This window comes from Streptomyces sp. NPDC004658 (assembly GCF_040609555.1).
In the GTDB taxonomy this organism is placed as follows: Bacteria; Actinomycetota; Actinomycetes; order Streptomycetales; family Streptomycetaceae; genus Streptomyces.
In genome coordinates this window covers 1-11896 of the sequence record NZ_JBEXKG010000197.1, presented here as the reverse complement: position 1 = coordinate 11896, position 11896 = coordinate 1, and the positions used below count along the sequence as shown (strand labels likewise).

Sequence of the window (11896 nt, the reverse complement as noted above, 5' to 3'; positions counted from 1 at the left end):
GTGCAGGACGGCGCCGTCGAGCGCGGCGGCGGCCGCCGCCGCGACGTCCACGGCGTCCATCTGCCGCTGCAGGTCCGGCTGGGGCACCGCGGAGCGCCTGGGGCGCCCGCGGCGCTGCGAGAGCGCATCCTCCTCGGCGCTGTCGGGGTCGTACGCCTGCGGGGCGGCGGAGCGTCTGCGGGGGCGCGCGGACTGCGTCTCGCGCCACTCCTCGTCGTAGTACTCCTCCCCGAACCGGTCCTCCTCCGGGTCGCGCAGCACGCCCAGGTGCACACCGAGCGTCCGCAGCCGCTGCGGGATGGCGTTGACCGGGGTGGCGGTCACCACGAGCAGCCCGAAGACGGTCAGCAGCACCAGCAGCGGTACGGCGAGCACCTCGGTCATGGTGTACGTCAGCGGGGTGGCCGCCGCCCAGCCGATGAGGCCGCCGGCGTCCCTTATGCCCTGCATGCCGTCGCTGCGGGCGGGCGAGCCGCAGGCGATGTGGACCTGGCCGAGCACGCCGACGACGAGCGCGGACAGGCCGATCACGATCCGTCCGTTGGCCTCCGGCTGTTCCGGGTGCCGGATGAACCGTACGGCGATCACCGCGAGCAGTATCGGCACCAGCAGGTCGAGCCGGCCGAAGGCGCCGGTGACCAGGATCTCGACCAGGTCGCCGACGGGTCCGCGCAGATCCGCCCAGGTGCCGGCGGCGACGATCAGGGCGATGCCGAGCAGCAGCAGCGCGATGCCGTCCTTGCGGTGGGCCGGGTCGAGGTTCTTCGCGCCCTGCCCTATGCCGCGGAAGACCGCGCCGACGGCGTGCGCCAGGCCGAGCCAGAGGGCCCGCACGAGCCGGTACAGGCCCCCGGTGGGGCTGGGCGCCGGCCTCGCGGGCGCGGCCTTCTTCGCCGGGGCCTTCCTGGCGGGCGCCTTCTTGACCGGAGGTTTCTTCGGGGCGGCCTTCTTCGCCGGAGCCTTCGCGGGAGCCGCCGCCTTCTTGGCGGGCTGCTTCTTGGCTGCGGAGGGACGTGAGGCCATGGTGTGAGGTTACCGGGGGAGACGACAGCGGACACGTGTGCCCACAGCTTCACCCGTTCGTGTCGTGCCCTTGGGGGACCGGAACTGACGCACACTCATCCACGACCGCGGCCCCGGCGTGCGTCGGTTCAGCGCGGGCGTCGACCCTGTCCGCGGGTCAGTTCTGCCCGCGGGTCAGTTCTGCCCGCGGGTCAGTTCTGCGAGGGCACCGAGGCGCCGGCGCCGCCCGTGCCCGGCTCCAGAGCGTCGAGCGCGCGGCGCAACCCGGTGAGCTTGCGCTCCAGATGGGCCGCCGTGGCCACCGCAGCCGCGTCCGCGGAGTCGTCGTCCAACTGCTTGGACAGGGCCTCCGCCTGCTCCTCGACGGCCGCGAGCCGCGCGGACAGCTCGGCGAGGAGCCCGGCCGACTCCTTGCCCGCGGCCCCGCCCTTGCCACCGCCCTCCAACTGGAGCCGCAGCAGCGCCGCCTGCTCCCGCAGCTGGCAGTTCTTCATGTACAGCTCGACGAAGACCGAGACCTTCGCGCGCAGCACCCACGGGTCGAACGGCTTGCTGATGTAGTCCACCGCGCCCGCCGCGTACCCCCGGAAGGTGTGGTGCGGGCCGTGGTTGATCGCCGTGAGGAAGATGATCGGGATGTCCCGGGTGCGCTCGCGCCGCTTGATGTGCGCGGCGGTCTCGAACCCGTCCATGCCCGGCATCTGGACGTCCAGCAGAATGACCGCGAAATCGTCCGTGAGCAGTGCTTTGAGCGCTTCCTCCCCGCTCGATGCCCGCACCAGCGTCTGATCGAGCGCAGAGAGGATGGCCTCCAGCGCCAGCAGATTCTCCGGCCGGTCATCGACCAGGAGGATCTTGGCCTTCTGCACCATGGCCCGCCCTCCTCGCCCCGGCGGTACACCGGGCGCCGCCCCAGGGGACGACTCCCTTTCGCCGCCCGTCCTTGTGCCGGTCATCGTAGCCGCACCCCGCCCGTCGCCACACCCTGTCACCGCGATGTCACTGTGCACATAGGGGAAACGCGGCGGGGCCCGGGATGGTTCCCGGAATCCGGGGTTCCCGCGCCTACCCGGCCTTCATCATGCAGCAACTCCCCGCGTCCGCCGCAGGTTCCCCGCACGTTCACCGCACACCCGTCCGATCCGCTCACCATGGTCACCCCGAGATCACTTCGCGGTCATCCACTGCCGCATCACCGACAGCAGGTGATCAGGGTCGACCGGCTTGGTGACGTAGTCGGAGGCACCCGACTCGATCGCCTTCTCCCGGTCGCCCTTCATCGCCTTCGCGGTCAGCGCGATGATCGGCAGGCCCGCGAACTGCGGCATCCTGCGGATCGCCGTGGTCGTCGCGTACCCGTCCATCTCGGGCATCATGATGTCCATCAGGACGACCGCCACGTCGTCGTGCTGCTCCAGCACCTCGATGCCCTCGCGGCCGTTCTCCGCGTACAGCACCGACAGCCCGTGCTGCTCCAGGACGCTGGTCAGCGCGAACACGTTGCGGATGTCGTCGTCGACGATCAGCACCTTCTCGCCGCCGAACCGCACCGCGCGGCCCTGCTGCGGCGCGTGCTCCTGCTCCGGCACCGCCGTCCACTGCTCGGGCCGCTGCCCGTCCTCCGGCAGGCTCCGCCGCCGGCGCCGGAACAGCGCCGCCGGGCCGTTCTGCGTCTCCCGGTACGACTTCACCTCGGCCGGCGTCTCGATCTCCACCGCGGACAGCTCCGAGGACCGGTGCGCCTCGGTGGCGGCGACCAGGTCGCCGGCCTCCAGCGCGGGCACCGACTGCTGGTAGCCCTGCGGCGGCAGCTCGCTCGGGTGCAGCGGCAGGTACAGCGTGAACGTCGAGCCGCGGCCCGGTTCGCTCTGCGCGTGGATCTCACCGCCGAGCAGCTGCGCGATCTCCCGCGAGATCGACAGGCCCAGGCCGGTACCGCCGTACTTGCGGCTCGTGGTGCCGTCCGCCTGCTTGAACGCCTCGAAGATCACCCGCATCTTGCTGGCCGCGATGCCGATACCGGTGTCGGTCACCGAGAACGCGATCAGCTCGCCGTCCGGATCGCGCAGCGAACCGGCCTCCAGCAGCTGCTCCCGGATGGACTGCGGCACACTCATGCCGGCGGGCCGGATCACCAGCTCCACCGACCCGGAGTCGGTGAACTTCACCGCGTTGGACAGCAGGTTGCGCAGCACCTGCAACAGCCGCTGCTCGTCGGTGTGCAGGGTCGCCGGCAGCTCCGGGGAGACCCGTACGGACAGGTCCAGGCCCTTCTCCGCGGTCAGCGGCCGGAAGGTGGCCTCGACGTAGTCCACGAGCTGCACGAGCGCGATCCGCGTCGGCGAGACGTCCATCTTGCCCGCCTCGACCTTCGACAGGTCCAGGATGTCGTTGATCAGCTGGAGCAGGTCGGAGCCGGCGCCGTGGATGGTCTCGGCGAACTCCACCTGCTTCGGCGAGAGGTTGCCCTCGGCGTTGTCGGCGAGCAGCTTCGCCAGGATCAGCAGCGAGTTGAGCGGGGTGCGCAGCTCGTGCGACATGTTGGCGAGGAACTCGCTCTTGTAGCGCATCGACACCGCGAGCTGCTCGGCACGCTCCTCCAGGACCTGCCGGGCCTCCTCGATCTCGGTGTTCTTCACCTCGATGTCCCGGTTCTGCCGGGCCAGCAGCTCGGCCTTCTCCTCCAGTTCGGCGTTGGAGGCCTGGAGCGCCTTCTGCCGGTTCTCCAGCTCGGCCGACCGCTCCCGCAGCTGCTCGGTCAGCTCCTGCGACTGCTTGAGCAGCTGTTCGGTCTTGGTGTTGACCGAGATCGTGTTGACGCTGGTCGCGATCATCTCGGCGATCTGGTTGAGGAAGTCCTTCTGAATCTGCGTGAACGGCGTGAAGGACGCCAGCTCGATCACACCGAGCACCTTGCCCTCGAACAGCACCGGCAACACGATGACCTGCGCGGGCGGCGCCTCGCCGAGCCCGGAGGAGATCTTCAGGTAGCCGCTCGGCGCGTCCGAGACCAGGATCGTGCGCTTCTCCTGCGCCGCCGTGCCGACCAGCGCCTCACCGGGCCGGAACGACGTCGGCATGGAACCCATCGAGTAGCCGTACGAGCCGAGCATCCGCAGCTCGTAGTCGTCCTCGCCGTTGCCGACGCCCTTGCCCTCCATGAGCGGCATCGCCACGAAGAACGCGCCGTGCTGCGCCGACACCACCGGCGTCAGCTCGCTCATGATCAGCGAGGCCACGTCCTCCAGGTCCCGGCGGCCCTGCATGAGGGCGGAGATCCGGGCCAGGTTGCCCTTGAGCCAGTCCTGCTCCTTGTTGGCGATCGTGGTGTCGCGCAGGTTGGCGATCATCTTGTTGATGTAGTCCTGGAGCTCCTGGATCTCGCCGGACGCGTCCACGTCGATCTTCAGGTTCAGGTCGCCGCGGGTCACCGCGGTCGCCACGCGCGCGATGGCCCGCACCTGCCGGGTCAGGTTCCCGGCCATCTCGTTCACGGACTCGGTGAGGTCCCGCCAGGTGCCGTCGACGTCACGCACGCGTGCCTGACCGCCGAGCTGGCCTTCCGTGCCCACCTCACGGGCCACCCGGGTGACCTCCTCGGCGAAGCTGGACAGCTGGTCGACCATCGTGTTGATCGTCGTCTTCAGCTCCAGGATCTCCCCGCGGGCGTCGATGTCGATCTTCTTCGTCAGGTCACCCTTGGCGATGGCCGTGGTGACCATGGCGATGTTGCGCACCTGACCGGTCAGGTTGGACGCCATCTGGTTCACCGACTCGGTGAGGTCCTTCCAGGTGCCGGCGACACCGGGCACGTGCGCCTGACCGCCGAGGATGCCGTCCGTGCCCACCTCGCGGGCCACCTTGGTGACCTGGTCGGCGAACGAACTCAGCGTCTTCACCATGGTGTTGATGGTGTCGGCGAGCTGCGCGACCTCACCGCGCGCCTCGATCGTCACCTGCCGCGTCAGGTCACCGTTGGCGACGGCCGCGGCCACCTGGGAGATGTTCCGCACCTGCATGGTCAGGTTGTTGGCCATCAGGTTGACGTTGTTGCTGAGGTCCTTCCAGATGCCCGTGACGCCCGGTACGTGCGCCTGACCGCCCAGGATGCCCTCGGTGCCCACCTCGCGGGCCACCCGGGTCACCTGCTCGGCGAAACTCGACAGCTGGTCCACCATCGTGTTGACCGTCGTGACGAGCTCAAGGATCTCGCCCTTCGCGTCGACGGTGATCTTCTTCGACAGGTCGCCCTTGGCGACCGCCGTCGTCACCTCGGCGATGTTGCGCACCTGGATCGTCAGGTTGTTCGCCATGAAGTTCACGGACTGCGTGAGGTCCTTCCAGGTGCCGGAGACACCCTGCACCTCGGCCTGACCGCCGAGCATGCCCTCCGTGCCCACCTCGCGGGCCACCCGCGTGACCTCCTGGGCGAACGACGACAGCTGGTCGACCATCGTGTTCAGGGTGTTCTTCAGCTCCAGGATCTCGCCGCGCGCGTCCACGGTGATCTTCTGGGACAGGTCACCGCGCGCCACCGCGGTGGCGACCTGCGCGATGTTGCGCACCTGGGCCGTGAGGTTGCCGGCCATGCCGTTCACGGAGTCGGTCAGGTCCCGCCACACACCGGCCACACCGGGCACCTGCGCCTGCCCACCCAGGCGGCCCTCCGTACCCACGTCCCGCGCGACCCGGGTCACCTGGTCGGCGAAGGCGGACAGCTGGTCGACCATCGTGTTGATGGTGTTCTTCAGCTCGAGGATCTCGCCGCGCGCGTCGACGTCGATCTTCTGCGACAGGTCACCGCGCGCCACGGCCGTCGTCACCTGGGCGATCTGCCGCACCTGGGACGTCAGGTTGCCGGCCATGAAGTTGACGGAGTCCGTCAGCTCCTTCCACGTACCGGAGACGCCGTCCACCCGGGCCTGACCGCCCAGCCGGCCCTCCGTACCCACGTCCCGGGCCATCCGCGTGACCTGGTCGGCGAAGCTCGACAGCTGGTCCACCATCGTGTTCACGGTGTTCTTCAGCTGGAGCATCTCACCGGACACGTCCACGGTGACCTTCTGCGACAGGTCGCCGTTGGCCACCGCCGTGGTCACCTGGGCGATGTTGCGCACCTGCCCGGTGAGGTTGCGGAACGCGGTGTTGACGGAGTCCGTCAGGTCCTTCCACGTCCCCGCCGCGCCCGGCACCTGCGCCTGACCGCCCAGCTCACCCTCGACACCGATCTCCCGGGCGACCCGCGTCACCTCGGCACCGAACGCCGACAGCTGGTCCACCATGCCGTTGACGGTGTTCTTCAGCTCCAGCATCTCGCCGGCCACGTCGACGGTGACCTTCTGCGACAGGTCGCCGCTGGCCACCGCGGTCGTCACCGCGGCGATGTCCCGCACCTGCGTGGTCAGGTTCCGGAACACCGTGTTGACGGAGTCCGTCAGGTCCTTCCACGTCCCCGCCGCGCCCGGCACGTTCGCCTGACCGCCGAGCCTGCCCTCCGCGCCGACCTCGTTCGCCACGCGCGTGACCTCGTCCGCGAAGATCCGCAGCGTCTCGGTCATCTGGTTGATCGTCTCGGCGAGCTGAGCGACCTCACCGCGCGCCGGCACCGTCACCTTCTGCGACAGGTCACCGTTGGCGACGGCGGTCGTCACCTGGGAGATCCCCCGCACCTGCGCGGTCAGGTTGCCCGCCATCGTGTTGACGGAGTCCGTCAGCTCCTTCCACACGCCGGCCACCTCGGGCACCTGTGCCCGGCCGCCCAGGATGCCCTCGGTGCCCACCTCCCGGGCCACCCGCGTGACCTCGGACGAGAAGGCCGAGAGCTGGTCCACCATCGTGTTGACGGTGTTCTTCAGCTCCAGCATCTCGCCGGCGACATGGACGGTCACCTTCCGCGACAGGTCGCCCTTGGCGACCGCCGTCGTCACCAGGGCGATGTCCCGCACCTGCGCCGTCAGCCGGTCCGCCATGGTGTTGACGGACTCGGTCAGGTCCTTCCACGAACCGGACATACCGCGCACCCGGGCCTGCCCGCCGAGCTTGCCCTCGGTGCCGACCTCGCTGGCCACGCGCGTGACCTCGTCCGTGAACGTCGACAACTGGTCGACCAGGTTGTTGACGGTACGGCCGACCTTCAGGAACTCGCCCCGCAGCGGATGTCCCGTGCCGCCGTCCGGCGCCTGCGTCCGCAACTCCATCCGCGGCGACAGATCGCCCTCGGCGACCGCCGTGAGCACCCGGCTGACCTCCGAGACGGGCCAGACCAGGTCGTCCACCAGCGCGTTGGAGTTGTCGATGGCCGTCGCCCAGGAGCCCTCACAGGCCCCCGTCTCCAGCCGCTCCGTGAGTTTTCCCTCACGTCCCACCATGCGCCGCACCCGCGACAGCTCACCGGTCAGATGCAGGTTCCGGTCGGCCACCTCGTTGAAGACGGCCGCGATCTCCGACATCACGCCGTCCCCGGAGACCGTCAGCCGCTTGCGGAAGTTCCCGTCCCGCATCGACACGAGAGCCGCCAGCAGCCGGTTCAGGGCAGCCGTGTCCACCGTGGTGGTGCCGCCGCTCCTGCCCAGGGACGATTCGCCTTTCGCGCGCGTCTTCGTGCCTCGCGTCGCCGCGCCAGACTCCACTGTGTCCCTCCCGGAGGGGTAGACCGTTCCTGCTGTGCTCGGCCGCTTCGGCCCGGCCTGCCGGTCCTCGGCATACCGGTTACTTCCGCGTACCGGTTACTGCTGCGTATTTCTGCCAGACGAGATCCGGCCACACCAGGGGCTGCTGCCCGCCGTACACGGAACGCACGCAGCCCGACCCGACCTTCGTCAGAAGCTTGCCCAGTGTTTCACCCCGGCCGAACCAGGCCATAACAGTTCGGCAGCTTCGCACATCGTCCGCACACCCTGGGGGCGTAAACACCGGCGACCGGCATCCGCTCGGACCGCGAAGGTAAGTAACCTTGCATGCGGCTGTCCAGCCGCACCGGTCCGACCGGTCTGGGCGGTGGCACGAGTACGAGCGGGCATCGGAGGGGCGGCCGGACACCATGACCACCGGACTGATCCCCGGGGCACAGCCCCCGGAGCCACAGCCGACGGGCGAGCTGATGCCGCAGCAGCGGAGCGAGCCGGCCGGCCACGCAGCCCTGCATGTAGACAACCGGCCGAGGAGTTCTGTGATCACCGCGCGCGCGGCTGCCAGTTTCGAGCCCGTCGGACGATCGGTCGCGACCGCCCGGTCCTTCGTCCGCGACACCCTCCAGGGCTGGGGGTTCGCCGACATCGTCGACGACGCCGTCGTCCTCACCAGCGAGCTGGTGACCAACGCCGTCGTCCACGCGGGCACGCACGCCGAGGTGCTGTGCCTGCGCGCCGAGGACGGCGTGCGCATCGAGGTCTCCGACCGCTACCCGGAACGCGAGGTGCCGCTCCAGAGCTCCGCCGTCGCCATGAGCAGCCCCGACCGGGAGGGCGGCCGCGGCCTCCAGCTCTGCGCCGCCCTGGCCGCCCGCTGGGGCGTGGACTACACCCCCACCCACAAGAACGTGTGGTTCCAGCTCAACCTGCCCGAACGCCCGGTCGGCACCCGCACCGCCGGCCCGGCGCTGCCCGCCGACCTCCTCCCGCTGGCCGACGGCCGCGTACGCGTCGCCGTGCTCCAGGTCGACCGGAAGGGCAACATCAGCGCCTGGAACGAGGACGCCGAGGAACTCTTCGGCTACCCGGCGTCCGACGTCGTCGGCAAGCCCCTCACCGACCTCGCCGCCTGGCCGCACACCCCGGGCACCGGCACCGGCATCGCCGAGGCCCTCCGGCTCTCCCGCTGGGAGGGCACCTACGGCATCCGCGGCGCCGACGGCCGCGTGGCCCGGGTGTACGCCTCCCACCTCAGGGTCCGCGACACCGGCGGCGAACCCTCCACGGTCTGCCTCCTCGTCCGCGACCACGAGCGCGCCGTCCTGCAGACCCCGTCCCGCGTCCCGGCCACCGATCCGGCCCCGTCCGCCGACGGGCAGAGCACCGACCCCTTCGAGGTGTTCATCGGCTCCCCCGCCCCGGACGACCTCGACGGCCTCCTCCAGCGCACGGTCGAACGCGCCCGCGACATGCTCGACGGCGACTCCGCGTTCCTCCTGCTCGCCACCGACGACGAGACCGAACTGGAGGTCCGCGCCTCCACCGGCCTGCCCTCGGCCCGCCAGCGCTTCGCGCGCGTGCCCGTCGAGGCGGGCCCCGGACGCTACGGCTCCGCCCGCATGCCCGCCGTCCACGACGACCTCGCCGCCGTCCCCGGGGCCGTACCGCTGCTCGCCGGGACCGGCATGCGCTCCGTCGTCACCGTCCCGCTCAAGGTCGAGGGCCGCCTCACCGGCTCCCTCGGCGTCGCCGCGGAGGCACCCGGCCGGTACTCCAACGAGGAGGCGCTGCGCCTGCAGTTCGCCGCCGACCGCATCGCCCTGGCCGTCGAGTCGGCCCGCCTCGGCGAACTGGAACGGCTGCGCCGCGGCTCCCTGAGCTTCCTGGTCGAGGCCTCCGACCTGCTGGCCGGCACCCTGGACCGCGACCAGACCCTCGCCCTGATGGCCCAGATGACGGTCCCGACCCTCGCCACCTGGTGCGCGGTCTACACGATCGCCGACCAGGCCTCCGAGCCGTACCTGTCGTACGTCCTGCACGAGGACGAGGAACTGATCGACGGCATCAAGTCGTTGCTGTCGAAGGTCCCCCCACCGGACCCGGTGCCGACGCCCGGCGCCCGCGTGTGGACGACCCCCGGCGAGGTCGCCCACCAGGCCGCCCTGCGCACCTCCATGCGCAGCCTGGGCCTGGCCGGCGGCCCCACCCACCAGGTGGCCTCCGGCATCGGCCCGACGCTCGCCACGGCGTCCGCGGTCGGCGGCGAGACGGTCGTCCTGCCGCTCGTCGCGCGCAACCGCGTCATCGGCATGCTGACCCTCGGCAAGCCCACCGACGAGCACTTCCGCCAGGAAATCCTGGAACTCGCCGAGGACTTGAGCCGCCGGGCCGCCCTCGCCCTGGACAACGCCCGCCTGTACTCGGAGCGCACGGCCATCAGCCAGTCCCTCCAGCGCAGCCTGCTCCCGCCGGGCCTGCCGCAGATCGACGGCGTCGAGGTCGAGGTCATCTACCGCGCGGCCGGCGAGGGCAACGAGGTCGGCGGCGACTTCTACGACCTCTTCCCCATCGGCGACGGCGCGTACGGCTTCGCCATCGGCGACGTCTGCGGTACGGGACCCAACGCGGCGGCGGTCACCGGCCTGGCCCGGCACGCCCTGCGCCTGCTGGCCCGCGAGGGCCTGTCCGGCCCGGCCGTGCTGGAGCGCCTGAACTCCGCGATCCTCGACGAGGGCGACCGCAGCCGCTTCCTGACCCTCCTCTACGGCGAGATGCGCCCGCAGGAGGACGGCAGCGCCGAGCTGAAGGTGGTCTGCGCCGGCCACCCGCTTCCGCTGCGCCTGCGCCAGGACGGCACGGTGACCGCCGCGGCCGAACCCCAGCCGCTGCTCGGCGTCATCGAGGACCTGGAGCTGTACGAGGAGAGGGTCACCCTCGACCCGGGTGACGTGCTGCTCTGCGTCACGGACGGCGTCACCGAGCGCCGGGAGGGCTCGCGCATGCTGGGCGACGACGGTCTCGCCGACGTCCTCACGACGTGCACGGGCCTGACGGCGGGCGCGGTCGCGGCACGCATCATGCGCGCGGTGGAGCGTTTCGCCTCCGACGCCCCGTCCGACGACATGGCGATTCTGGCGATGCGGGTCCCGGGAATCCACAAGGAGGCCTGAGAAGCACGAAAAAGCCCCACCCTCGCGGGTGGGGCTTTTTTGCCGGAGCCCCCAAACGGAATCGAACCGTTGACCTTCTCCTTACCATGGAGACGCTCTGCCGACTGAGCTATAGGGGCCTGTCGTTTTCGAGGTTTCCCTCGCGGCGACGAAGAAACTGTACCCCGAGCAGGCCCGAGTTCCCAAATTTCGTGCGGTGCCCGGTCAGAAGGCGGGCTGAAGCAGACCGCCCAGGGCGTTGCAGGCGGTCACGATGCGGTGCATCTCCCGCTTGGTGAGCCCGGCGTCCACGGGCAGGGCGAGCGTCTCGTCGGCGGCCAGTTCGGTCTGCGGCAACGACACGCACCGACGGAACTCCGGCAGCCGGTGCACGGGCGTCTTCACCGGCACCCGGCACTCGACTCCCTTGGCCCGCACGGCCCGTGCGAAGGCGTCCCGGTCCGGCCGGCCGTTGCCCGGCACCCGCACGACGTACTGCTGGTAGGTGTGCCCGTCCCCGCCGTCCGGTGTCCGTACGCCCTTCAGCTTGGCGTCGAGGTAGGCGGCCCGCTGCCTGCGCTGGGCTATCTCGTCGTACGGCGCCTCGGACTCCCCCTGCTCCAGCACCAGCAGGCCGTGCCGCTGCCCGAGCGCGTGCAACCGCCCGATGTCGGCCCGCCGTCCGAAGCGGTGCACGACAACGACCGCGGCCGTGCGGGAGGTTACGACCGCGTCGACCGCCTCGGGGTCGAGGCAGTAGGTGGCGGGATCTATGTCCGCGAACACCGGGAGCGCGCCCGTCAGGGTCACGGCCTCGGCGACCTCGACGTTCCCGAAGGCCGGCACGACGACCTCGTCACCGGAGCCTACGCCGGCGGCCCTGAGCATTGCTGCAGTTCCCATGCCAGGGATGCTGGGCTCGCAACGTGAACGACACGTTACGCACAACAGAAAAAGGCCGGACCCCGAACCGAAGTTCAGGATCCGACCTTTTCACAATTTGTTCGGCGGCGTCCTACTCTCCCACAGGGTCCCCCCTGCAGTACCATCGGCGCTGTGAGGCTTAGCTTCCGGGTTCGGAATGTAACCGGGCGT

Annotated in this window: 4 protein-coding genes, 1 tRNA gene, 1 rRNA gene and 1 pseudogene; 1 reads left to right on the top strand and 6 read right to left on the bottom strand. The window is 70.4% G+C overall.

All coding sequences use genetic code 11. The annotated features are described in order from the left end of the window. The 3 genes and pseudogenes from ABZV94_RS36505 to ABZV94_RS36495 form a co-directional block, all read right to left on the bottom strand. Positions 1-1023: pseudogene (locus tag ABZV94_RS36505) on the bottom strand (cell division protein FtsK); the annotation flags it as partial. Positions 1024-1214: 191 nt separating this feature from the next. Beyond that, entirely contained in the window at positions 1215-1895 is a 681-nt protein-coding gene (locus tag ABZV94_RS36500) for a response regulator (protein WP_356348408.1), read from the bottom strand. A 294-nt stretch (positions 1896-2189) separates the two neighbouring features. Next, complete coding sequence (locus ABZV94_RS36495) at positions 2190-7652, bottom strand: HAMP domain-containing protein (protein WP_356348405.1); 5463 nt, start codon at positions 7650-7652, stop codon at positions 2190-2192. Between the two features lie 410 nt (positions 7653-8062). Here ABZV94_RS36495 and ABZV94_RS36490 point away from each other — a divergent pair, with 410 nt between their 5' ends. Continuing rightward, positions 8063-10822: a SpoIIE family protein phosphatase gene (locus tag ABZV94_RS36490; RefSeq protein WP_356348402.1), complete on the top strand. Its 2760-nt coding sequence runs from the start codon at positions 8063-8065 to the stop codon at positions 10820-10822. 46 nt (positions 10823-10868) lie between these two features. On the opposite strand, the gene ABZV94_RS36485 is transcribed toward ABZV94_RS36490, so the two are convergent. The 3 genes from ABZV94_RS36485 to rrf form a co-directional block, all read right to left on the bottom strand. Continuing rightward, positions 10869-10941: transfer RNA gene (locus tag ABZV94_RS36485), tRNA-Thr, on the bottom strand. An 85-nt stretch (positions 10942-11026) separates the two neighbouring features. Beyond that, the gene (locus ABZV94_RS36480; protein WP_356348410.1) at positions 11027-11689 is read right to left on the bottom strand and encodes a DegT/DnrJ/EryC1/StrS family aminotransferase; all 663 of its coding nucleotides are present in this window, start codon (positions 11687-11689) and stop codon (positions 11027-11029) included. Between the two features lie 114 nt (positions 11690-11803). Beyond that, positions 11804-11896 (bottom strand): 5S ribosomal RNA (gene rrf / locus ABZV94_RS36475); the annotation flags it as partial.